Source organism: Streptomyces sp. NPDC107575, assembly GCF_055657265.1.
The window spans coordinates 581,118-603,464 of the sequence record NZ_JBVKBG010000001.1 but is presented as its reverse complement, the minus strand read 5'-3'; the positions used below and the strand labels follow the sequence as shown (position 1 = coordinate 603,464).

Below are 22,347 nucleotides of genomic sequence, written 5' to 3'. Positions count from 1 at the left end.
GCTTCCCTTAGGCGCGATCGCCGCTCCCGGCCGACTCCCGGAAGCGCGCGGCCAGTTCGCTGCGTGAGCGGATGCCGAGCTTGGAGTAGACGTGTGTCAGGTGGTACTGGACCGTCTTGACCGAGATGAACAGTTCCAGCGCCGCCTGCTGGTTGGTGGCTCCGGCCGCGACCACCTTCGCCACGGCCCGCTCCTGCGGTGTGAGCCGGGCCAGGCCCGCCTCGGCCCTCCCGGACTGCAGGCCGCCCGCCTGGAGTTCGCGCTCGCACCGCTCGACATAGGTGCGGGCGCCCAGCGTGGCGTAGGCGTCCCGCGCGTTCCGCAGGACGGTGTCGGCCTCGCGGCGCTTGCCGACCCGGCGCAGGGTCTGGCCGTACGCGAAGTTCACACGGGCCCGGTCGTACGGCAGCGGCAGCCCGTCGAGCCGTGCGAGCGCCCCGTCGAACTGGCCGCGGGCGGCATCCACGTCGCCGCGCGCCGCCGTCAGCCGGCCGCGCGCGATGGCGAGCCGGGCCTGCGCCGACCGCTGCCCGCGCGCGTCGGCGCACTGCTCGTGCGGGCGCAGGAAGCCGTCGGCCTCGTCGAGGCGGCCCGTCATCACCAGCGCGTTGGCGTAGACGTCGGGCCAGGGCCAGAAGCCGGGTTCGTCGACGGAGCCGCGGGGGTCGAGCTGGACGAGCGGGGTCAGGGCCTCGACGACGCGCTCGTACTCGCCGCGCGACTCCGCGACCTGGGCGCGGGCCAGGCACGAGGGCACCAGCATGCAGGCGTACGGGTGGATGTCGGCCTGGGCCGCGGCGACATGGTGGTCGGCGGCCGCCGCGTCGCCGCGCAGGGCGTGGATCTGGGCGGCGGTCCAGTGCACCAGCGGGCGGACGATTTCGATGCGGACGACGCCGAGCCGTTCGGCCGCGCGTTGCGCCGTCTCCAGGGCCTCCGTCCAGGCGCCGAGGGCGAACTGGGTGCGGGCCAGCCAGCCCTGCGCCCACAGGGAGATGCGGGTCGAGCCCATCCGGTAGCCGGTGGGGACGGCGGCCTCCAGTCTGCGGCGGGCGGACTCGGGGGCGTCGGTGGCGAAGTCGACCCAGCCCAGGCCCAGTTGGAAGCGCTGCGGCTGGGCGCCCGCCGGGTGGCCCGCGGCGGCCTCCGCGTAGGCGGCAGCGGCCTCGGTGTGCCGACCGGTCATCGCGAGTCCGAGGCCGAGCACGGCTTCCGACTCGATGCCGGAGGGGTCGTCCGCCTGCGCCAGGCCGACGGCGCGCCGGGCCCAGGTGACGAGCTGGTCGCCGTCCCAGCGGGCGAGGGCGTGCAGCACGCGCCGTTGGCTGATCCTCGCCATCAGCTCCGGCCTGCGCGTGGCGTCGCAGTGCGCCTCGGCGGCGTCCAGGAGTGTCTCGGCCTCGGCGGGCCGGCCGCGCATGATGGCGAGGTAGGCGAGCACGGTGTCGCGCAGGGCGCTCGCCGGGAAGCTCTCCAGCTCCGGGGCGAACATGGCGGCCTGCGGGATGTCGCCCGCCCCGATCATGGCGTCGACGGCGCGCAGCAGCCGGTCCTCGCGGCTCGCCCGCCCGGTGCTGAGCCGACCGGCCCGTACGAGGGTGTCGGCCACCGCCGACCACTCCCCCGCGCTGGCCCGCTGCGTGGCGTACCGGTCGAGTTCGTCGGCGAGGGCCTCGTCGGGGGCGGCGAGGGCGGAGACCTTGTGCAGCAGGGCGCGGCCGGTGTCCTGGACGAGGTCGGCGGCCTGCCGGTGCAGGGCGGCCCGGTCGGTCAGGCCGATGCCGGTGAGGACGGCGGCCCGTACGAGGGGGTGGGAGAAGGCGAGTTGGGCCCGTCCGGGGTCGACCGCGGCGGTGAGCAGCCCGGCGGCGCGGGCCTCGTCGACGGCGGGCAGCGGGTCGCCGGTCAGCGCGGCGAGCGCCGCCGCCTCGGTCAGGGACGCCTCGTCGCCGAGCACGGCGCAGGCCTCGACGAGGCGGCGGGCGGCAGGACCGCACCGCTCGATGCGGTGGCGCACGGCGTCGGCGCTGCGGGCGGGCGCGGGGAGTTCGGGGCGCCAGTCGCGCCAGGTGTCGCGGGGCAGTTCGGCGAGGAGCCGGGAGATGTGCCGGGGGTTTCCGCGGGTGCGCTCGCACAGGTGCCGGGCGGCCGGGAGTTCCAGGGTGAGGCCGTGGTGGTCGCGGGCGAGGGCGCGGGCGTCGTGGGGGTCGAGCGGGCCGAGCCGGAGGGCGGCTCCTTCGCAGCCGTCGAGGAACGCGCGGGTGCGCAGCAGGGCGGCGGCCGGTGCCTCCGGCTCCGGACCCAGCTCGTCGGGGCGGTCCCGTGCGAGGAGCACGACCAGGACCCGCTCGTCGGACATCCCGCGCAGCGCGGAGCCGACCGCGCGCAGGCTCTCCACGTCGGCCCAGTGCGCGTCGTCGACGACCACGACGACCGGCTCGCGCTCCTGCCGGGCCGCCCACTGCCTGCGCAGGTGTTCCGCCACCTCCAGGACCGCGCCGGTGTCGGGCAGGGCGGCCCCGAGCGCCAGGGCGAGCTGGCGGGCGAGGCCGAACGGCACCTCGCACTCCCACGGGACACCGGAGACGGTCACCACGTGGACGTCCGCTGTGCGGAGGTCGTGCAGCGCGTGCCGGACCAGGGCGGTCTTGCCGATGCCCGCAGGCCCCTCGACGAGCAGCAGCCCGGGCCGGCCGGCACGCGCCGCGCTCAGCGCTCGGGTCAGTACCGCGGCCTCGGCGGTGCGTCCGACGAGGTCGCGCCGCTGTTCAGGGCGCCCGTCCATGGTCCAGCACGCTAGCAGGGGGCCTCGGTCAGCCAAGGTCGCCGCCCGCGACCGGCAGGACACTGCCGGTGATGTACGAGGCCTCGTCGGAGGCGAGGAAGCAGATGGCGGCGGCCTGCTCGTCGAGGGTGCCGTAGCGCCCCAGCGGGCTGTGCGCGAGGGTCTGGTCGATGTGTGCCCGGAACCAGGCCTTCTCCTGCTCGGTGTGCTGTGGTGGTGTGCCGCGCGGGACCCGGCGCGGCGGGGCGTCGGTGCCGCCGGGCGCGGTGGCCACGACGCGGATGCCGGCCTCGGCGTACTCCAGGGCGAGCGAGGCGGTGAGGGCGTTGATGCCACCCTTGGCCGCGGAGTACGGGATGCGGTGGATGCCCCGGGTGGCGGCCGACGAGACGTTCACGATGACACCGTGCCCCTGGTCCTTCATTCCGGGCAGGGCGGCGCGGCAGGAGTACAGCGTCGTCATCAGGGAGCGGGTGATCTCCGCCTGGATCTCGGGGGCGGTGAACTCGGTGAACGGTTTGAAGTTGATCGCGCCGCCGACGTTGTTCACCAACACGTCGATGGTGCCGAGGAGTTGCTCCGCCTCCGTCAGGGCGGCGTGCGCGCCCTCGTAGCTCTCCAGATCGGCGCGGACGGCGTGCGCCTTCAGCTCGTCGGCGGCCTCGCGGACGGTGTCGGCGCGGTCGACGAGGACGACGTCCGCACCCTCGGCGACGAGGCGGCGGGCCACGGCGAGGCCGATGCCCTGCCCGGCCCCGGTGACCACGGCCCGCTTCCCCGCGAACCGGTCGACGTGCACGGTGCGGACGCTCACGCGGCGGCCTCCGCGGCGACTCGGGCGGTGGCCGGGGTGAACTTCTCGTAGTGGAAGCTCGCCGGGGTCACGCCGAGGGCGTCGATGTGTCCGCGGACGGCCTCGACCATGGCGGGCGGTCCGCACAGGTACACGTCGGCGGCGCCGTCGTGCAGGGTCGCCGCGTCCATCAGGCCGGTCACGAAGCCCTTGTTGCGGGCGGTGGAGGCGGCGTCGGCGACGCAGTGGTCGAAGGTGAGTCCGGGGATCACCTCGGCGTAGTCCTCCAGGGTGTCCAGGTGGACGAGGTCCTCGTCGGTGGTGACGCCGTAGAGCAGGTGCACGGGCTGTCCCGTCGGCTGCTGGGCGAGGCGTTCCAGCATCGACAGGAGCGGCGCGAGTCCGGTGCCGCCGGCGAGCAGCAGGGCGGGGCGGGACTGTTCGCGCAGGTAGAAGCTGCCCATGGGGCCGGTGAATTCGAGGCGGTCGCCGATCCGGGCGCGCTCGGCGAGGTAGCCGGACATGGCGCCGCCGTCGACGACGCGGACCAGGAAGGACAGCTGCCGCTGGTTCGGCCCCGAGCTGAAGGAGTACGAGCGGGTCTGGTCGGTGCCGGGCACGGCGATGTTCACGTACTGGCCGGGCAGGAAGTCCAGGGCGTCGCGGTCGTCGACGTCGAGGGTGAACTCGACGGTGGTGGCGGAGTGCCGCTTGATGTCGGCGAGGGTGGCTGCGTGGGTGGCCGCCCCGGTCTTGGCGGCGGCCGAGGAGGCGGGGACGCTCAGCACGAGGTCGCTCTGCGGTGTCATCTGGCAGGGCAGGCAGTACCCGGCGGCGGCCTCGTCGTCGGTGAGGGCCTCGTCGATGTAGTCGCCGCCGTCGTAACCCCCGGACTCGCAGAGCGACTTGCAGGTTCCGCAGGCGCCGTCGCGGCAGTCGAGCGGGATGTTGATGCGGGCCTTGTAGGAGGCCTCGGCGACGGTCTCGTCGGGGCGGCACTCGATGAATCGGGTGATGCCGTCCTCGAAGTTCAGGGCGACCTGGAAGGACATGTGGCGGCTCATTTCGACGGCGCGGGCGGGGGGATCAGACGTGGTAGATGTCGACGACGTGGTGCACGAAGTCGTTCTTCAGGACGACCTTCTTGCGGGCGATGAGCGGCTCGGGCCCGGACACGTCGAGGGTGTAGTGCGAGGTGCCGAAGTACGTGTCGGTGCTCTGGTAGCGGTAGTAGAGCGTGAACCAGTTGAACCGCACGTCCACGAGGTCGCCCTCGCGGGCCGTGACCTCGACGTTGGAGATGTTGTGGCCGGTGCGGGGCTCGGGCAGGCTCGTCGCGCTGGAGCGGTCGGTGCGGATGCGGAAGACGCGGTCCTCCAGGCCCGCCCTGGTCGGGTAGTAGACGAGGGAGATCTCGGTCTGCGGGTCGCACGTGAGCTCGTCGTCGTCCGCCCAGGCCGGCATCCAGAACTCGGCGTCGGCGCGGTAGCAGTCGAGCCACTTCTCGAACTCGCGGTCGTCGAGGTACCTCGCCTCCCGGTACAGGAACTGCCGGATGTCCTCCAGTGTGAACTTCTCGACTGCGGTGGTCACTTGGCGTCCTCCAGGTCGAGCGCGGCGGTCAGGGTGTCGGCCCAGTAGCGGTGCTGGATCGGGTAGAGCCCTTCGTCCTCGGTGCGCACACCACTGGCGATCGGGTTGATGCCGATCTTCTTGGCCTCCTCGTCGGGGCCCTCGATCTGGTGCACGGCGCCGCGACTGAGGTCGTTCCACGGCATGGATCCGGCCAGGTACGTCTTCTGGCAGGAGCGGAACTCCTCCAGGTCGTCGGGGGTGGCCATGCCGGTGGCGTTGAAGAAGTCCTCGTACTGGCGGATGCGCTGGGCCCGCTGCTCGGCCGGTTCACCCTTGGGGGCGATGCAGTAGATGGTGACTTCCGTCTGGTCGACGGAGATGGGCCTGAAGTGCCGGATCTGGGAGCTGAACTGGTCCATCAGGTACACGTTCGGGTACAGGCACAGATTGCGGGAGACACCGATCATCCAGTCGGCCCGCTCCTCGCCCACCTGCGCGGCGAGCTCCTCGCGCCGCTCGTACAGCGGCCGGTTCGCCGGGTCGAGCCACTGCGTCCACAGCAGCAGATGGCCGTGCTCGAAGGAGTAGAAGCCGCCGCGCTGCTTGGCCCAGCCGCCGGCGTCCATCGTCCGGGTGTCGTTCTCCGACTCGCCGGAGGTGCGGCGGGCCTGCGTGGCGGCGTAGTTCCAGTGCGTGGCGGAGACGTGGTAGCCGTCGGCCCCGTTCTCCGCCTGCAGCTTCCAGTTGCCGTCGTAGGAGTACGTGGAGGAGCCGCGCAGCACCTCCAGGCCCTCGGGCGACTGGTCGACGACCATGTCGATGACGACGGCGGCGTCCCCGAGGTGCTCGGTCAGCGGCTTGACGTCCGCGTTCAGGCTGCCGAAGAGGAAGCCGCGGTAGCTCTCGAAGCGGGCCACCTTCTTCAGGTTGTGCGAGCCGTCCGTGTTGAACTGCTCGGGGTAGCCGGCCTCGCGCGGGTCCTTCACCTTCAGGAGCTTGCCGGTGTTGTTGAACGTCCAGCCGTGGAACGGGCAGGTGAACGTGGTCCTGTTGTCCGTCTTCTTTCGGCACAGCATGGCGCCGCGGTGGCTGCACGCGTTGATCAGGCAGTGCAACTCGCCTTGTTTGTCACGGGAAATGACGACGGGTTGGCGCCCGATGTACGTGGTGAAGTAGTCCCCGATCTCCGGGATCTGGCTCTCGTGCGCCAGATACACCCAGTTCCCCTCGAAGATGTGCTTCATCTCGAGCTCGAACAGTTCCTCGTCGGTGAAGACGCTGCGCCTGACGCGGTGGACCCCGCGCTCCGGGTCCTCCTCCAGGGCGTCCGCGAGGATGGTCCGCGCGCGCCCTGTGGTGCTGCCCTCCGCCATGTTCCCGTCCCTTCGCCTCGACCTGGCCTGCCTGGTCGGCGGCCGTGTTGCGACTGCTTTTCAGCACGATGACAGCCGGGTGAAGAGTCGGCCCCGGACATTCCCCCAGGGTTGACCCAGGGGGGTATTGATATCGCCGGAGTCTCAATAGCCTGCAAGTGGATATTTGTGGGGTATGGGGCCCGCTGCCTACGCTGAGGCACGTCGAGGGCCCCACCGAGACGCAACAAAGGGGCAGCCGGATGGAATTGAGGCACCTGAGGTACTTCGCGGCGGTCGCCGGGACACGCCACTTCGGCAGGGCCGCGCAGGCGCTGCACATGGCCCAGCCGCCGCTCTCCCAGGCGATCCGTCGCCTGGAGACGGAGCTGGGCGTGGAGCTGTTCACCCGCACCACCCGGCAGGTGTCCCTGACCGGCGCCGGCGAGGTGTTCCGCACCGACGTGGAGCGCATCCTCGCGTCCGTCGACGAGGCGGTGGCCCGCGTGGGCCGGTTCGCCTCGGGCGTCGAGGGGGTGCTCCGGGTCGGCCTGACCGGATCCGCCTCGTACCGCCAACTGCCCACCCTGGCCCGCCTGGTGAAGCAGGAGATGCCGCACGTACGGATGGAGGTGCACACGGAGATGCTGACGCCCGCGCAGGAGCACGGACTCGACGAGCGGCGCCTCGACGTCGGAGTGCTGCGCCCGCCCATCCGCCAGGAGGGCATCGCGCACCGGCTGATCGCCGAGGAGCCGCTCGTCGCGGCCGTCCCGGAGGGCCACTGGCTGGCCGACGCCACGACCGTCCGCGTCGAGCAGCTGCGCCACGAGGACTTCGTCATGTACGGCGCCACGCTCGGCTCCGTCGTCAACGACGCCGTCGTCCGCAGCTGCCTGAACTCCGGCTTCTATCCGCACCGCGCCTACGAGGTGACCGAGACCTCGGCCGCCCTGGCCCTGGTCGCGGCGGGCCTCGGCGTGGCGGTGCTGCCCGACTCCGTGCGCTCCGCGCCCCGCGAGGGCGTGGTGTGCAGGACCGTCGAGGACGCCCTGACGGTGCCGCTGGCCCTGGCCTGGCGCCGCGAGGACGAGACACCGCTGATCCGGCAGCTGCTCGACGTACTGGAGCGGCACGACCTGTTCGCGACAGAGACCGAGGCAACACCATGAGGACCGAGGGAATGCCATGAAGATCGTCAAGGTGGAGGCGATTCCCTTCGCCATCCCCTACGTCAAGCCGCTGCGGTTCGCGAGCGGCGAGGTGCACACCGCCGACCATGTCCTGGTCCGGGTGCACACCGACGAGGGCCTGGTGGGAACGGCCGAGGCGCCGCCCCGCCCCTACACGTACGGCGAGACGCAGGAGTCGATCGTCGCGGTGATCGACAAGATCTTCGCGCCGCAGCTCCTGGGACTCACCGTCCTCGAACGGGAGTTGGCGCACGCGCGCCTGGACCGGACCGTCGGCAATCCGGCCGCCAAGGCCGCCGTCGACATGGCCCTGTGGGACCTGCTCGGCCAGAGCGCGGGGCTGCCGGTGTCCGGTCTTCTCGGCGGCTTCGGCGACCGGATGCGCGTCAGCCACATGGTGGGCTTCGCCCCGGCCGAGGCCATGGTCGCGGAGGCAGAGCGGGTCCGGGACACGTACGGCATCACGACGTTCAAGGTGAAGGTGGGCCGCAACCCGTACACCGAGGACGTCGCCGCCTGCCGGGCGCTGCGCGCGGCCCTCGGCCCCGACGTGGAGCTGTACGTCGACGGGAACCGCGGCTGGTCGGCCTCCGACGCTGCGCGCGCCCTGCGGGAGATGGCCGACCTGGACCTGACGTTCGCGGAGGAGCTGTGCCCCGCCGACGACGTGCTCGGGCGGCGCTGGCTGGTCGCGCAGAGCCCGATCCCGTTCATCGCGGACGAGAGCGCGACCCGGGCCGCCGAGGTCACCCGCGAGCTGCTCGGCGGCTCGGCGACCGCCATCAGCATCAAGACCGCCCGCACCGGCTTCACCGCCTCCCAGCGGGTGCTGCACCAGTGCGAGGGCCTGGGCGTCGAAGTCGTGATGGGCAATCAGATCGACGGCCAGATCGGCACGTTGTGCTCGGTCGCCTTCGGCGCCGCGCACCGCTCCTCCTCGCTGCACGCGGGCGAACTCTCCAACTTCCTGGACATGTCCGACGACCTGCTCACCGAGCCGCTCACGATCGCGGACGGCACGCTGCGCGTCCGCGAGGGCGCGGGCCTCGGGATCGACATCGACCCCGAGAAGCTGGCCCGCTACCGCCAGGACACCTGATGCACACCATCACCCCATCAAGGACGGGACACACCATGACGGACACCGCCACCGAGCAGGCCACGGCCTCCGCGTCGGGCAACGCGGCCACCGAGCAGTTCCGCAGCAAGCAGCGCACCGACACACCCGCCGCCAACACGGCGCGGGTGAACACCCTGGTCTCCGAACTCCTCGCCGCCACCCACGACATCATCCGCCGCCACAAGGTGAGCTACGCCGAGTACGACGCCCTCAAGGCGTGGCTGATCCAGGTCGGCGAGGACGGCGAGTGGCCGCTCTTCCTCGACGTGTGGGTCGAGCACGTCGTCGAGGAGGTCGCGAACGAGAACCGCGAGGGCAGCAAGGGCACCATCGAGGGCCCGTACTACGTTCCGGACGCGCCCGAACTGACCGCCGACGCCACGCTGCCGATGCGCGCGGACGAGGGCGGCACACCGCTGCTGTTCCAGGGCCAGGTGCGCGCCGTCGACGGCACCCCGCTGGCCGGCGCCACCGTCGAGATGTGGCACGCCGACGACGACGGCTTCTACTCCCAGTACGCGCCCGGCCTGCCGGAGTGGAACCTGCGCGGCACGGTCGTCGCCGACGACCAGGGCCACTTCAGGATCCACACGGTGCAGCCGGCCCCGTACCAGATCCCGACCGACGGCTCCTGCGGAAGGCTCATCTCGGCCGCGGGCTGGCACGCCTGGCGCCCCGCCCATCTGCACCTCAAGGTGTCGGCGCCCGGCCATCAACTCGTCACCACCCAGCTGTACTTCAACGGCGGCGAGCACGTGGCCGACGACATCGCCTCCGCCGTCAAGCCCGAGCTGATCCTCGACCCGACGCCCCGTGCCACGGGCGGCGGCCGCGAGGTGACGTACGACTTCGTTCTCGACAAGGTGTGATGCACGGTGCTGTTCGCTGTACGCATGGACGTCGACATCCCGCGCGACCTCGCTCCGGACGAGCGCGCCGACCTGGTGGCCCGGGAGAAGGCCTACTGCCACGAACTGCAGAAGTCCGGTGAGTGGGCGCACATCTGGCGGTGTGTCGGCCAGTACTCCAACCTCAGCGTCTTCGACGTCGCCGACAACGAGGCGCTGCACAAGATCCTGTGGAACCTGCCACTGTTCCCCTTCATGTCCATCGAGGTGACACCACTCGCGCAGCACCCGTCCGACCTCGCGGCCGGGGACCCGGTGTGACGGCACTGCCTCATCACGTGGTGAGCGGCCCGGCGGACGGGCCGCCGCTGCTCCTGGGCCCGTCCCTGGGCACGTCCACAAGGGTCTGGGACCAGCAGATCCCGGGCCTGGCGCGGGACTTCAGGACGATCGCCTACGACCTGCCGGGTCACGGCGGGTCCGCCACCGGGCTCCTGCCGAACACGAAGGCGGGCGCCACCACGGTCGCCGACCTGGCGGCCCTGGTCGTCTCCCTGGCGGACCGCCTCGGCCTGGACCGCTTCCACTACGCGGGGATCTCCCTGGGCGGCGCCGTCGGGGCACACCTCGCCGCGCACCACCCGGACCGGATCGCGTCCCTGGCCCTGGTCTGCTCCTCGTCACACTTCGGGCCGCCGGAACCCTGGCACGAGCGGGCCCGCCTCGTCCGCGAGCAGGGCACGGCCGCGCTCCTCGCGACCGCTCCCGACCGCTGGTTCAGCGACGGGACCCTCGCCGCCACGTCCACCGGCCGCCGCCTGCTCGACGCCCTGGCGGCGACGGACACGGAGGGCTACGCGGCCTGCTGCGACGCCCTGGCCGCATACGACCTGCGCCACCGCCTCGCGGACATCAGCGCGCCGACGCTCGTCGTGGGCGGCTCGCGGGACGTGGCGACACCGCTCCCCCACGCCCAGGAACTCGCGGCCGGTGTCGAGCGCGGTCACCTGGAGGTACTGGAGTGCGGTCATCTGGCCGCCGAGGCGGCATCGCCGCTGCTGGAGGCGCTGAGGAGGCACCTGGACCGCACACCGACCCGCTGAAATAGGATCGCGCCATGCCCGACACGACCGAGTCCACGCCCGACATCAAGATCGCGCAGCGGGCGCGGAACATCGCCCCGTTCTACGCCATGGAGTTCGCCAAGCAGGCCGCGGCGCTGGAGGCCGAGGGCCACCAAGTCGTCAAGCTCAACCTCGGCGAGCCGGACTCCGGGGCGCCGCCTGCCGTCCGCGAGGCGATGCGCGAGGCCATGGACGGGCGGCCGCTGGCCTACACGGCGGCCCTTGGACTGCCCGCGCTCAGGGAGGCCATCGCCCGCTTCTACATGGAGCGGCACGGCGTGGAGGTCGACCCGGCCCGTGTCGTCGTGACCGCGGGTGCCTCCGCGGCACTGGTGCTGGCCACCGCGGCCCTCGTCGACCAGGGCGACGAGGTGCTCATCGCGGACCCCTCGTACCCGTGCAACCGGCAGATCGTCGAGAGCTTCGGCGCGGACGTCACCCTCGTCCCCACGGACGCGGCCACCCGCTTCCAGCTGGACGCGGCGTCGGTGCGCGCGCACTGGACGGACCGGACGGCGGGCGTCATGGTCGCCACGCCCTCGAACCCGACCGGGACCTCCGTGCCGCTCGACGAGTTGGACGCGATCTGCCGGTTCGCGCGCGAGCGCGGCGCGTGGCGGCTCGTCGACGAGATCTACCTCGACCTCGGCGACCACGACGAGCAGGGCAGGCCGCCGCGCAGCGCGCTGTCGGTCGACCCCGACGCCGTCGTCGTCAACAGCTTCTCGAAGTACTTCGGCATGACCGGCTGGCGGCTCGGCTGGTGCATCGCGCCGGAGCCACTCGTCGCCGCGATGGAGCGGATCGCCCAGAACTACTTCCTGTGTGCCTCGGCCCCCGCCCAGCAGGCCGCCCTGGAGTGCTTCACCCCGGCGTCCCTCGCGATCTGCGAGGAGCGCCGCACCGAGTTCACCGAGCGGCGCGCGCTCGTCCTCGAAGGACTGCGCCGGATCAGCCTGCCGGTCCCGGTCCCGCCCGACGGCGCCTTCTACGTCTACTTCGACGTCGCCGGCACGGGCCTGACCTCCTGGGAGTTCTGCGAACGGGCCCTGCGGGACGCGCACGTCGCCCTCACCCCGGGCCGCGACTTCGGGACCCACACGGCGGACACCCACGTACGCCTGTCGTACGCGGCGTCGTCCGGCGAACTCCGCGAGGGCTTGGAGCGGCTGGGCAAGTTCGTGGCCGGGCTGCGCTGAACCGGCCGTTCGCCAGGGCGCATCGCCGGGGCCCCTCCGCCCCGCCGCTATAGGGTTCGATCATGAGCGAAAGCACGCCGCCGGAGGCCGCCCCGTACGACCGCGCCGCGGTGCTCGGCGAGCGCCTGAAGGAGCGCATCTACGCCTCCCTGACCCTGCTCGCCGTCCTGGTCGGCCTCGCGCAGGGCGGGCACAGCAGCCACAAGGGAGCGACGGTGGCGGTGGCGGCCACCGCGCTCGGCCTGTGGCTGGCGACCCTGGTGGCGGACATGCAGGCCCACCCGGTCGTGCACGGCAGCCGGCCCACCCTGCACGAGATCAAGCACGAGCTGTTCACCAGCAGCCCGCTGCTGACCAGTGCCATCGGGCCGCTGCTGCTGATCGGTGTGTCCGCGCTCGGGGCCGTGGACCTCACGACGGCGCTGTGGATCGCCGCGGGCAGCGAGGTCCTCACGCTCGCCCTGTGGGGTTTCGTGGGCGGCCGCCGGGCCGGTGCCGGGGCCCTGCACGCCGTGGTGACCTCGGCGCTCAACGCCGCGATCGGCCTGGGCGTGGTCTTCGTGAAGCTGCTCGCCGGGCACTGATCCCCGTACGTCGACGACTGCCGCGCGCGGCCTCGTCGCGCCTTCATGGGGTGAACTCACCAGCCACGAAGGAACTTCGCCTGTTTCAACTCTTGACGCACTGGGCGGTCGAGAGCACATTGAGACCGCTCTGGGAGCGCTCCCAGAAAGTTCCAGGCAGCAGGCTGTCCAGCTCGCATCCCACCCGATCCCTGGAGGCACCCCCCATGCACGAGAGACCCGGCATGCACACGCGCACCCGCACCCGTACGCGTGGCCATCGCGGACGGCACGTACTGCGCAGGACCCTGGCCTCGGTGGCCGCCACCCTCGGACTGGTCGCGGCCGCCACGACCGCCACCACCCAGTCCGCCGGAGCCGCCGCCCCGCCTCCCCCGTCGGGCTGGAACCAGCTCTTCCTCGACGACTTCAACGGCTCCGCGGGCACCGGTGTCAACACCTCCAACTGGCAGTACGACACGGGGACTTCGTACCCGGGCGGCCCCGCCAACTGGGGCACCGGCGAGGTCGAGACGATGACCAGCAGCACGGCCAACGTCTCCCTCGACGGCAGCGGCAATCTGCGCATCACCCCGCTGCGCGACTCCTCGGGCCACTGGACGTCCGGCCGCATCGAGACCAAGCGCACCGACTTCCAGCCCCCGGCGGGCGGCAAGCTGCGCGTCTCGGCGCGCATCCAGATGCCGAACGTCACCGGCACCGCGGCCGAGGGCTACTGGCCGGCGTTCTGGGCCCTGGGCGCCCCGTACCGCGGCAACTACCAGAACTGGCCCGGCGTCGGTGAGCTGGACATCATGGAGAACGTGCAAGGCCTGAACAAGGTCTGGGCGACGATGCACTGCGGCACCAACCCCGGCGGACCCTGCAACGAGACGACGGGCATCGGCGGTTCGACCGCCTGCCCCGGCAGCACCTGCCAGTCCGGCTTCCACACGTACAGCATGGAGTGGGACCGCTCGGCCAGCCCCGAGGCGATCCGCTTCTCCGTCGACGACGTCACCTACCACACGGTCAAGGCCAATCAAGTCGACGCGACGACCTGGGCCAACGCCACCAACCACGGCTACTTCCTGATCCTGAACGTGGCGATGGGCGGCGGCTTCCCCGACGCCTTCGGCGGCGGCCTCGACGGCGACACCCAGCCCGGAAAGCCGATGGTCGTGGACTACGTGCAGGTCCTGTCGGCCGACGGCGGCGGCACCACTCCGCCGCCGTCCGGCAACCGTGACGCCTACGGATCGATCCAGGCCGAGTCGTACGACAGCCAGTCCGGCGTGGCCACCGAGAGCACCACGGACTCGGGCGGCGGCCAGAACCTGGGCAATCTGGCAGGCGGTGACTGGGCCCTCTACAAGGGCGTCGACTTCGGCTCCACGGCGGCCACGCAGTTCAAGGCGCGGGTGGCGAGCGGCGCGCCGAGCGGGGTCAGCGGCCTGGTGGAGGTGCGCCTCGACAGCCGCACCAGCGCGCCGATCGGCAGCTTCTCCCTCGCCAACACCGGCGGCTGGCAGTCCTGGCGGACGGTTCCGGCCAACATCGCCCCGGTGACCGGCACGCACGACGTGTATCTCACCTTCACGAGCGGCCAGCCGGCCGACTTCGTGAACGTGAACTGGTTCTCCTTCGGGCACTGACCGCCGGCACACACGGGGACACCCCTGCGGGGGCCAGCGCCTCGCAGGGGTGTCACCGGCTTCCCGCGCACCGGCGCGTCAGAGCGGAAAGGTGACGACCTCCGAGAAGCTCATGCTGACGCCGCCCGGCGCGACGAAGTTGCCGATGTCCTCGGCGCCCGCCCGCCCGGCCGGTGTGCCGAGGGCGGCGAGCGCGTCCTCCTTGGAGTCCCAGTCGAGCGCCGCCACCAGGAAGTGCGGCGGCTTCGACCCGTCGGGCATCTCGGACACGCTCCACTGGAAGGACCGCAGCCCCGGCATCTCCGACGCCAGCGGCGCGTGCACCTCGCGGTAGTGGGTCAGGAACTTGTCGGGGTCGGCGGGGTGATCGTAGATGACGGTCATCCGGTACATCGGTGGGCCTCCTCGTGGCACGGGTCCGCTCCGGGCGGGGCGGCGTCCACCCGCCCCTCCCGCACCACTGGCCTTCCCCGGCCGCGCCGGGACAGTCCCCGGCCGCCTGTTACTTCTGCGACTCGTCCTGCCCCTTGCCCTGGTCCATGCCGAGGTGCTTCTTGGCCTGGTCCTGGGCGGAGTCGACCTGGGAGCTGTACTTGCCCCCGGTCTTCTTGTCCACGGCATCGCCCGCCATGTCGACACCCTTGCCGGCCTGGGACTCGTGCCCCTTGATCATCTGCTTGATCTTGTCCAACGCGGACATGGCAACCTCCTCGTGGGCCTCTCCTGACCTCCAGGATCACGCCTGTGGGCGGGGCGCGCATGTGGGCGCCCACGGAGCGGAGGCCGGACCGGCGCGCGGCCCAGGTCACAGCACCCGCAGCGTCCCGTACTCCGAGGCCGTCGAGCTCGTGCCCGCGTACACGTCGAAGCGGCCCCGCTCGACGCGGAAGGTGCCCGCCGGGTCGTTGGTCCAAAAGCCGAGGTCCTCCTCGCCGAGCGGGAAGGAGACCGTGGTGGTGGCGCCTGGGGCGAGGGTGACGCGCCGGAAGCCGCGAAGCTTGCGGACGGGCTGGGCGATGCTGGCCGTGACGTCGTGGACGTACAGCTGGACGACCTCGTCGCCGGGGCGGTCGCCGGTGTTGGTGACCCTGACGGACACCTCGACCGTGGCGCCGTCGGCCAGCTCCGCGCGGGTGAGCGACGCGCGGTTCAGCGCCGGGGCCGACGTCGTGAACGTCGTATAGCTCAGGCCGTGACCGAAGGGCAGCCGCGGGCCGTCCTCCAGGTCGAGGTACTTGGATGTGTACTTCTCGTCCGGGTCGTACGGGCGGCCCGTGCTCTCGTGGTTGTAGTAGACGGGGATCTGGCCCACCGCGCGCGGGAACGTCACCGGCAGCTTGCCGCCCGGGTTCACCGCGCCGAACAGGGCGTCGGCGACCGCGTGGCCCGCCTCGATGCCGCCGTGCCAGGCCTCGAGGACGGCGGGCGCCGCGTCGTACCAGTCGCCGAGGACCAGCGGCCTGCCGTTGACGAGCACCACCACGTACGGTCTGCCGGTCGCGGCGACCGCGGCGATCAGCTCCTCCTGGCCCGCGGGCAGCCCGATGTCGGCGCGCACCGCGGCCTCGCCGCTGAGCGCCGGGTCCTCGCCCACGACGACCACGGTGACGTCCGCCCGGCGCGCCGCGTCCGCCGCCTGCGAGGGGTCCGTGCCCGCGTGCGCGACCGTCGCCGCCGGGGCCGCCTCGCGCACCGCGTCCACGACGCTCACGGAGGGGAAGCGGCGGCAGCCCGGACCCGCCCATGTGCCGTGCAGGTCGGTCGAGTCGGCGAAGGGGCCGACCACGGCGATCGATCCGGTGTCCGGCGCGAGCGGCAGCGCCTGCGCCTCGTTCTTGAGCAGCACCATGGAGCGCGCCGCGGCCGCGCGGGCGGCCGTGCGGGCGGCGCGGCCCGGCTCGGTGATCTCGGCGGACTCGTCGCAGTACGGGCTGTCGAACAGGCCGAGGGCGAACTTCAGGCGGAGGATCCGGGCGACTGCGTCGTCGAGGCGTGCGAGCGGCAGCGCGCCCGACTCGACCAGGCTCTCGCCGTGCTCGGTGATGTTCGTGGAGACCATCTCCATGTCCATCCCCGCGCCGAAGGCGAGGGCCGCCGCGTCCGCGCCGTCCTCGGCGAAGCCGTGCGCGATCAGCTCCTCGACGCCCGTGTAGTCGCTGACCACGAAGCCGTCGAAGTCCCACTCGTCCTTGAGGATCGCCCGCATCGTGTGCGCGTTGCCGTGCGCGGGGACGCCGCCGACCGTGTTGAACGCGGCCATCACGGTGGCCGCGCCCGCGTCGATCGCGGCCTTGAAGGGCGGCAAGTAGTGGTTGCGCAGCCGCTGTTCGGACACGTCGACCGTGTTGTAGTCGCGGCCGCCCTCCGCACCCCCGTACGCGACGAAGTGCTTGGCGCAGGCGGCGAGCCGGTCGTCGTGCGCCAGCTCGCTGCCGTCAGCCGCGCCCTGATGGGCCCGGATCTTGGCAACGGCGTAGACCGCGTTGAGGTACGGGTCCTCGCCGGAGCCCTCGGCGATCCGGCCCCAGCGCGGCTCGTGCGTCACGTCCATCATCGGGGCGAACGTCCAGCGCACACCGTTCGTCCTGGCCTCACGGTTCGCCACCTCGGCGTCGCTCCGTGACACCTCGGGGTCGAAGGCGGCGGCCTGGGCGAGCGGGATCGGGAACGTGGTCCAGAAGCCGTGGATGACGTCGAGGCCGAACAGGAGCGGGATGCCGAGCCTCGACTCCTCCACGGCGATGCGCTGCAGCGCGTTGGTGTGCGCCGCGCCGTGGATGTTCAGGACGGAACCGAGCCGTCCCGCCCGCGCGGCCTCCTCGATCTCGGCGGTCTGCCCGCCGCCGGGTCCTGTCTCATCGGTCCACGTCAGCTGCTGGAGCTGCCCCAGTTTCTCCTGGACCGTCATCCGGTCCAGCAGTTCCTTGACTTGTGGTTCGTACGCTCGCAGCACGGGGTGACCTCGAAGCCTTCTCTGCCTGTTGCCGTATCGATGTCCGCGAAGTTAACGTTCTCGCGCGGCATGAATGTAAGCGCATTCAATTGGTGGCGACAAGGCCCCCCACCGGGCCTTCCCGGAGGTTTCCCGTGACGGACGAAGCATCGGCCCCGCTCCGGGTCATGTCCCTCAACCTGCATGTGGACTGGCCGGGTTCGCCGCATCCGTGGCGCGAGCGCCGCCCGCTGGTCGCGGAGCTGCTGCGCGGGGCGCGGCCCCATCTGCTCGGCACGCAGGAGGGTCTGCGCGGCCCGCTGGGCGAGCTCGCCGACGACCTCGGGCGCGAGCGCTACGGATGGGTGGGCCAGGGCAGGGAGGGCGGCGACCGGGGCGAGTTCATGTCCGTCGGCTACGACCGCGCGCGCCTGTCGGCCCTGGAGCACGGGCACTTCTGGCTGTCCGACACACCGGAGGTGGCGGGCTCGGAGACCTGGGGCGGGGGCTGCCCGCGGATGGTGACATGGCTGCGGCTCCGCGATCTGGCGACCGGTGCCGAACTCCTGGCCGCGAACACACACTTCGACCACGCCAGCGCGCACGCGCGTACCCGGGCGGCCCGCCTTCTCGGCGACCGTCTGCACGCCCTCGCCCCCGGCCTCCCCTGCATCGTGACCGGCGACTTCAACACCGCGGCGGGAGGCGAGGTGCACACGGCTCTGCTGTCCACGGCCCACCTGGTGGACACCTGGGACACGGCCGAGCGGCGCGGGCCCGCCCTCGGCACCTTCCACGACTACGGTCCGCCCGAGCCGGACGGCGAGCGCATCGACTGGATCCTGGTCTCGCCCGGGACCCGCGTCCGCGAGGTGGTGCTCGACGAGTTCGCACGCGACGGCCTGCGTCCGACGGACCATCTGCCCGTACGCGCGGAGATCCGGCTCCCGCACCCGCACCACCCCTGACCCGACCCGCCCTGCTCTCGCCCCGCTCTCACTCCGCTCTCACTCCGAAGGACGTTCACCGTGCCGCTGTCCGACCGACGCCCCGCCACCGAGTGGCTGGCCGACGCCGTGCTCTACCAGATCTATCCGCAGAGCTTCGCCGACTCCAACGGGGACGGCATCGGCGACTTCGCCGGCATCGAGTCACGGCTCGACCACCTGTCGTGGCTCGGGGTCAACACCGTGTGGCTGAACCCCTGCTTCGCCTCGCCGTTCCGCGACGCCGGCTACGACGTCAGCGACTACTTCTCCGTCGCGCCCCGCTACGGCACCAACGACGACCTGGCCCGCCTCGTCGAGGCCGCCCGCCGCCGCGGCATCCGGGTGCTGCTCGACCTCGTGGCCGGACACACCTCCGACGCCCACCCCTGGTTCACGGCGTCCGCGAACGACCCGGACGACCAGCGCTACATCTGGGCGAACCCCGAGGACCCGGCCGCCCTCCCCGAGGGCTTCGTCGCATCCCCCGGCAGCCGCCCCGGCCACTACCTGCCGAACTTCTTCGAGTCGCAGCCCGCCCTCAACTTCGGCTACGCGCGCCGGGATCCGGCCGAGCCGTGGCGCCTGCCGGTCGACGCCGAGGGCCCGCGCGCCAACCGGCAGGCGCTGCGCGACGTCATGGACCACTGGCTGTCCCTCGGCCTGTCGGGCTTCCGCGTCGACATGGCGGCATCGCTGGTCAAGGACGACCCCGACCAGTCGGCCACCTCGGCCCTGTGGCGGGAGCTGCGCGGCTGGCTGGACACCGCGCACCCGCACGCCGCGCTGCTCTCCGAGTGGGGCGACCCGGCGACATCGGTCCCCTCCGGCTTCCACGGCGACTTCTTCCTCCAGTTCGGGCCCGTCCGGGACGGCATCGCGCTGCGCTCCCTCTGGAACAACTTCGAGGGCACGGTGAGCGAGCCGTGGGAGCCCCTGGAGCCGTACTTCGGGGCGGAGGCGCTGGGCTCGCCGCGTACGTTCCTCGACATCTGGCGCTCGACGACCGACACCATCGGCGACGCCGGGTTCTCCTGCCTGCCCACCGCCAACCACGACTTCTCCCGGCTGTGCTGCGGCCCGCGCACCGCGGACCAACTGCCCGCCGCGTTCGCCTTCCAGCTGACCTGGCCGACGCTGCCGGCGATCTACTACGGCGACGAGATCGGCATGCGCTACGTCCCGGGCCTGCCCGACCACGAGGGCAGCCGGCTCGGCCCGCGCTACAACCGTGCCGGTTCGCGTACGCCCATGCAGTGGGACGCCACCGGGAACGCGGGCTTCTCCACGGCGCCCGCCGACGAGCTGTACCTGCCGCTCGACCCGGCACCGAACCGGCCGAACGTCGCCGACCAGCGGGCCGACCCCGGCTCCCTGCTCAACCTCGTGCGACGTCTGGTCGAACTGCGTACGTCACGCCCGGAGTTGGGCTCGCGTGGCGCGGCGCGCGTGCTGCACGACGGGTACCCGCTGGTGTACGTGCGCGGTGAACACCACCTGGTGGCCGTCAACCCGGGCCGGGCCGAGGCCTCGTACGACCTGCCGCCCGAGTACGCGGCCGCCGCCGGAACCGCGACGCCGCTGCTCGCGCAGGGCGTCGAGGTGTCCGACGGCCGGGTGCGGGCCGCGGGGTTCGGCTTCGGGATCTTCGAGGTCTGAACCGGGCCTCAGCCCTTCCGTACCGTGAACTCCCGGCGCTTCACCCGCAGCACGGTGCGCCCGCCCTCCGACGAGGACCGTGCGCCCTCGCAGTGGGCGGTGCCGTCGACGGCGACCACGGCCTCGTCGCCGAGGGTGCGGAAGGTGACGCTGCCCTCGGCGACCCCCGTGATCTCGGCGGTCGCGTACGCGATGCGCAGGCCGCCGGCGCGCAGACCGAGCGGCAGGATCGCCGAGCCGCGGCCCCGGAGGTGGAGGCGTGCACCGCCGAAGAGGGCCCTGCCCTTCTCGGTCACGGCGATGTCCTCCGCGTACCCGGAGGTGACGTTGAAGGCGTGCAGCAGGCGGCCGCCGTCGGCGTCGCGCGTGGTGAGCAGGAAGACGCCGGGGCGGGTGGCGGAGTGCCGCACGGCGGGTGTCGCGCCGAGTCGGCGGAACGCGCCCATCCAGAAGTCGAGGTCGCAGCGGTAGTCCGTGGCGACGACCACGGCCCGCCCCTCGCCGACGGGGATGTCGAAGGCGCAGCCCTTGCCGGTCGTGATCTCCCGCAGGATCGTGACGCCCCGGCTCGCCGTGCTCAACTGCGCGTAGCCCACGCGGGTTTCGGCGATGCCCTCGGCCCAGCCGTGGGCGGACACGGACAGCCAGAACTGGTTGGCGTCGGTCATGGTCTTCTCGGGCTTCAGGCCGAGCGCGTCCTGGAGGACCGTGCAGGTGTCGCCCGCCATGTCCTTGCCGGGCACCTTGCCCGAGAGGACGAGCTTGCCGCCTGCCTCCAGGTAGCGCACGAGGCGCTTCTGCAGGGCGGCCGCGAGGTACTCGCCGGTGGCGAGCGCGAGGACCGGCACGCTCTTCGGGGCGATGTCGCCCGCCTGCAGATCGACGCTGCGGTAGCGGAAGCCGCCGAGCAGCATGCCGCGGGTGAGGGCGCCGCCGGGCCCGTAACCGCGGGCGGCCTGTACATCGGCGAGGACCGCGTCGGCCTTGTCCCGGCCGGTCGGGTGGTACTCGGTCAGGTAGTGGTCGGGGACGAAGGCCAGTGCCACCTCGTCGAGCTCGGGTTGGGCCGTCGCGAGGAGCGGGGCGAGTGCGCGGACCGAGCGGGCGCTGCGGCGGGTCGGCTCGAAGCTGACGCCGCGCCGTCCCTCCGGGTCGACGGGTGCGGCGAAGCCGTGGCGTTCGCCGGTGATGCCGATGCGGTCGTTGCCGTCGCCCGTCGGCCTGTCGAGCTTGGGGTTGAATCCGCCGGCGAACAAGTAGTAGTTGAGCAGCTTGTTGCCCTGGGCGAGGCAGAGGTGGGTCTTGAGCCAGGTGCTCTCGGCGTCGGTCTGGGCCGAGAGGCTATTGCCGTAGTCGGCGTGCCCCGCGTCGAACTCCAGGGCCGACAGGGGCTGGTCGTCGTCGGCGACCGCGGCCATGAAGGCATTGATCAGGTACAGGTCGGTGACGTTGTGGAGATCGAGGTCGCCGAGGTAGAAGTCGGAGCCTGCGATCATGCCGGGCCGGCCCGCGTAGGTCTCCATGAGCTGGCTGATACCGATCGGGAAGTTCTCCGCCGTGCCGCCGCCGGTGCCGTGGATGTTGATGAGGAAGGGGATCCCGGAGACACCGCCGTCGCGCGCGCAGCTCTTCAACTCCTCGACGTAGCGCGCGAACCGGCCGCGCATGAAGCTGCCGAGGTCGTGCATGAGCGCCGCCGCGTACGCGTCCTTGGGGGCGCGGATCGCCTTGTCGCGGTCGTCGGCGGGCGCGTCCGCGAAGGGGTAGCGGTCGCCGAGACCGTCGCCGTACGTCGTGTCGAGCCAGTCGTTGAAGTCGGCCAGGGCGCCGGTGGTGAGGTTCGGTCCGTTGCTGACCCACGCCAGCATGCCGATCTCGTTGTCGAGTTGGCAGGCGATGACGCCGGGCCGCCCCTTGCGGTGCAGGCGCTTCGCGAGAACCGGCATGACGGCCGCGTACCAGCGTTTGACCTTTTTGAGGTAGGCCGGGGCGAGGTAGTCGAGCGCGGCGGTGGTGGCCTTGGCGCCGTCCCAGCCCGTGCCGACGATCTCGGGGTGGTCCTCACGGACGCGCAGCGGCACGCCCTCGCCCTTCAGCTCGGCCATGGTGAACGGGCCCGGCCGGGCGATGACCTTGAAGCCGTTGTCGCGGCACAGGTCGAGGAAGGCGCCGAGGTCGCGTTCGGGACGGGTGCGGCCTGTGACGTCGAGGCTGCCGTCGCCGGTCTCGTGCCACATCCAGGGGATGTACGTGGCGATGGTGTCGAGTCCCGCCTCCTTCGCGCGGTCGAGGCGGGACTGCCAGTCCGCGCGCTTCAGCCGGAAGTAGTGGATCTCGCCGGCCATCACGACGGTGGGCTCGCCGTCGATCCACAACTGCCGGTCGCGGAAGGTGACAGCGGCCGCGGTGTCGGTGTCCCGCGTCGGCGTGGCGGCCGCCGCGGGTGACGTACCGACATCCGTCGCGAGGGCGGCCGGGGCGGCGGCCATCCCGGCGAGCACGGCGCGACGGCTCGCACCGGTTCTCTCCACGGGCGCGGTCGGGGCAGGGGGCATGAACACTC

At 72.1% G+C, this 22,347-nt stretch carries 19 protein-coding genes; 10 read left to right on the top strand and 9 right to left on the bottom strand.

Features of this window, described 5'->3' with window-relative positions; translation table 11 throughout:
* Positions 1–7 precede the first annotated feature (7 nt).
* The 5 genes from ACZ7L4_RS02830 to benA are packed head-to-tail and all read right to left on the bottom strand — an operon-like array spanning position 8 to position 6,526.
* On the bottom strand, positions 8–2,785 hold the full coding sequence (locus tag ACZ7L4_RS02830) for an ATP-binding protein (RefSeq protein ID WP_472099131.1): 2,778 nt from the start codon (positions 2,783–2,785) through the stop codon (positions 8–10).
* A gap of 28 nt (positions 2,786–2,813) precedes the next feature.
* Positions 2,814–3,599: a benzoate diol dehydrogenase BenD gene (gene benD, locus ACZ7L4_RS02825; protein WP_472099129.1), complete on the bottom strand. Its 786-nt coding sequence runs from the start codon at positions 3,597–3,599 to the stop codon at positions 2,814–2,816.
* Positions 3,596–4,630: a benzoate 1,2-dioxygenase electron transfer component BenC gene (gene benC / locus ACZ7L4_RS02820; RefSeq protein WP_472099127.1), complete on the bottom strand. Its 1,035-nt coding sequence runs from the start codon at positions 4,628–4,630 to the stop codon at positions 3,596–3,598. Before benC ends, benD begins: the two co-directional genes overlap by 4 nt.
* 34 nt (positions 4,631–4,664) lie before the next feature.
* Complete coding sequence (benB, locus tag ACZ7L4_RS02815) at positions 4,665–5,171, bottom strand: benzoate 1,2-dioxygenase small subunit (RefSeq protein WP_472099125.1); 507 nt, start codon at positions 5,169–5,171, stop codon at positions 4,665–4,667.
* A complete protein-coding gene (benA, locus tag ACZ7L4_RS02810) occupies positions 5,168–6,526 on the bottom strand; it encodes a benzoate 1,2-dioxygenase large subunit (protein WP_472099123.1) in 1,359 nt (452 codons plus the stop codon). Before benA ends, benB begins: the two co-directional genes overlap by 4 nt.
* Before the next feature lie 242 nt (positions 6,527–6,768).
* Here benA and ACZ7L4_RS02805 point away from each other — a divergent pair, with 242 nt between their 5' ends.
* From ACZ7L4_RS02805 to ACZ7L4_RS02770, 8 genes are all read left to right on the top strand, one after another.
* Entirely contained in the window at positions 6,769–7,677 is a 909-nt protein-coding gene (locus tag ACZ7L4_RS02805) for a LysR substrate-binding domain-containing protein (protein ID WP_472099121.1), read from the top strand.
* Between the two features lie 16 nt (positions 7,678–7,693).
* Positions 7,694–8,797, top strand: a complete 1,104-nt coding sequence (locus ACZ7L4_RS02800) for a mandelate racemase/muconate lactonizing enzyme family protein (protein WP_472099119.1) — start codon at positions 7,694–7,696, stop codon at positions 8,795–8,797.
* A gap of 35 nt (positions 8,798–8,832) precedes the next feature.
* On the top strand, positions 8,833–9,687 hold the full coding sequence (gene catA, locus ACZ7L4_RS02795) for a catechol 1,2-dioxygenase (protein WP_472099117.1): 855 nt from the start codon (positions 8,833–8,835) through the stop codon (positions 9,685–9,687).
* Between the two features lie 24 nt (positions 9,688–9,711).
* The gene (locus ACZ7L4_RS02790; protein ID WP_472100366.1) at positions 9,712–9,987 is read left to right on the top strand and encodes a muconolactone Delta-isomerase; all 276 of its coding nucleotides are present in this window, start codon (positions 9,712–9,714) and stop codon (positions 9,985–9,987) included.
* Positions 9,984–10,769 (top strand): alpha/beta fold hydrolase, encoded by a 786-nt coding sequence (locus ACZ7L4_RS02785; protein ID WP_472099115.1) that lies wholly within the window; start codon positions 9,984–9,986, stop codon positions 10,767–10,769. The genes ACZ7L4_RS02790 and ACZ7L4_RS02785 overlap by 4 nt, the downstream gene beginning before the upstream one ends.
* Before the next feature lie 14 nt (positions 10,770–10,783).
* Complete coding sequence (locus ACZ7L4_RS02780) at positions 10,784–11,989, top strand: pyridoxal phosphate-dependent aminotransferase (RefSeq protein ID WP_472099113.1); 1,206 nt, start codon at positions 10,784–10,786, stop codon at positions 11,987–11,989.
* 62 nt (positions 11,990–12,051) lie between these two features.
* Positions 12,052–12,573: a hypothetical protein gene (locus ACZ7L4_RS02775; RefSeq protein WP_472099111.1), complete on the top strand. Its 522-nt coding sequence runs from the start codon at positions 12,052–12,054 to the stop codon at positions 12,571–12,573.
* Positions 12,574–12,797: 224 nt separating this feature from the next.
* A complete protein-coding gene (locus tag ACZ7L4_RS02770; RefSeq protein ID WP_472100364.1) occupies positions 12,798–14,207 on the top strand; it encodes a glycoside hydrolase family 16 protein in 1,410 nt (469 codons plus the stop codon).
* A gap of 78 nt (positions 14,208–14,285) precedes the next feature.
* On the opposite strand, the gene ACZ7L4_RS02765 is transcribed toward ACZ7L4_RS02770, so the two are convergent.
* The 3 genes from ACZ7L4_RS02765 to ACZ7L4_RS02755 form a co-directional block, all read right to left on the bottom strand.
* A complete protein-coding gene (locus ACZ7L4_RS02765) occupies positions 14,286–14,600 on the bottom strand; it encodes an EthD family reductase (protein WP_472099109.1) in 315 nt (104 codons plus the stop codon).
* A 109-nt stretch (positions 14,601–14,709) separates the two neighbouring features.
* Entirely contained in the window at positions 14,710–14,907 is a 198-nt protein-coding gene (locus ACZ7L4_RS02760; RefSeq protein WP_472099107.1) for an antitoxin, read from the bottom strand.
* A 105-nt stretch (positions 14,908–15,012) separates the two neighbouring features.
* A complete protein-coding gene (locus ACZ7L4_RS02755; protein ID WP_472100363.1) occupies positions 15,013–17,115 on the bottom strand; it encodes a glycoside hydrolase family 3 N-terminal domain-containing protein in 2,103 nt (700 codons plus the stop codon).
* A gap of 179 nt (positions 17,116–17,294) precedes the next feature.
* Between ACZ7L4_RS02755 and ACZ7L4_RS02750 the strand changes: the two genes are divergently transcribed.
* Together ACZ7L4_RS02750 and ACZ7L4_RS02745 are read left to right on the top strand one after the other, a co-directional pair.
* Positions 17,295–18,107 (top strand): endonuclease/exonuclease/phosphatase family protein, encoded by an 813-nt coding sequence (locus ACZ7L4_RS02750; RefSeq protein WP_472099105.1) that lies wholly within the window; start codon positions 17,295–17,297, stop codon positions 18,105–18,107.
* A 66-nt stretch (positions 18,108–18,173) separates the two neighbouring features.
* On the top strand, positions 18,174–19,784 hold the full coding sequence (locus ACZ7L4_RS02745; protein ID WP_472100361.1) for an alpha-amylase family glycosyl hydrolase: 1,611 nt from the start codon (positions 18,174–18,176) through the stop codon (positions 19,782–19,784).
* A gap of 8 nt (positions 19,785–19,792) precedes the next feature.
* Here ACZ7L4_RS02745 and ACZ7L4_RS02740 read toward each other — a convergent pair whose 3' ends face one another.
* On the bottom strand, positions 19,793–22,339 hold the full coding sequence (locus tag ACZ7L4_RS02740) for a beta-galactosidase (RefSeq protein WP_472099103.1): 2,547 nt from the start codon (positions 22,337–22,339) through the stop codon (positions 19,793–19,795).
* Positions 22,340–22,347 lie beyond the last annotated feature (8 nt).

What these genes read in the sequence shown, in the direction of transcription:
- ACZ7L4_RS02830 (WP_472099131.1), bottom strand. Translation starts at nt 2,785, where the DNA reads ATGGACGGGCGCCCTGAACAGCGGCGCGACCTCGTCGGACGCACCGCC.
- benC (WP_472099127.1), bottom strand. Translation starts at nt 4,630, where the DNA reads ATGTCCTTCCAGGTCGCCCTGAACTTCGAGGACGGCATCACCCGATTC.
- benA (WP_472099123.1), bottom strand. Translation starts at nt 6,526, where the DNA reads ATGGCGGAGGGCAGCACCACAGGGCGCGCGCGGACCATCCTCGCGGAC.
- ACZ7L4_RS02805 (WP_472099121.1), top strand. Translation starts at nt 6,769, where the DNA reads ATGGAATTGAGGCACCTGAGGTACTTCGCGGCGGTCGCCGGGACACGC.
- ACZ7L4_RS02800 (WP_472099119.1), top strand. Translation starts at nt 7,694, where the DNA reads ATGAAGATCGTCAAGGTGGAGGCGATTCCCTTCGCCATCCCCTACGTC.
- catA (WP_472099117.1), top strand. Translation starts at nt 8,833, where the DNA reads ATGACGGACACCGCCACCGAGCAGGCCACGGCCTCCGCGTCGGGCAAC.
- ACZ7L4_RS02790 (WP_472100366.1), top strand. Translation starts at nt 9,712, where the DNA reads ATGGACGTCGACATCCCGCGCGACCTCGCTCCGGACGAGCGCGCCGAC.
- ACZ7L4_RS02780 (WP_472099113.1), top strand. Translation starts at nt 10,784, where the DNA reads ATGCCCGACACGACCGAGTCCACGCCCGACATCAAGATCGCGCAGCGG.
- ACZ7L4_RS02775 (WP_472099111.1), top strand. Translation starts at nt 12,052, where the DNA reads ATGAGCGAAAGCACGCCGCCGGAGGCCGCCCCGTACGACCGCGCCGCG.
- ACZ7L4_RS02770 (WP_472100364.1), top strand. Translation starts at nt 12,798, where the DNA reads ATGCACACGCGCACCCGCACCCGTACGCGTGGCCATCGCGGACGGCAC.
- ACZ7L4_RS02765 (WP_472099109.1), bottom strand. Translation starts at nt 14,600, where the DNA reads ATGTACCGGATGACCGTCATCTACGATCACCCCGCCGACCCCGACAAG.
- ACZ7L4_RS02760 (WP_472099107.1), bottom strand. Translation starts at nt 14,907, where the DNA reads ATGTCCGCGTTGGACAAGATCAAGCAGATGATCAAGGGGCACGAGTCC.
- ACZ7L4_RS02755 (WP_472100363.1), bottom strand. Translation starts at nt 17,115, where the DNA reads ATGACGGTCCAGGAGAAACTGGGGCAGCTCCAGCAGCTGACGTGGACC.
- ACZ7L4_RS02740 (WP_472099103.1), bottom strand. Translation starts at nt 22,339, where the DNA reads ATGCCCCCTGCCCCGACCGCGCCCGTGGAGAGAACCGGTGCGAGCCGT.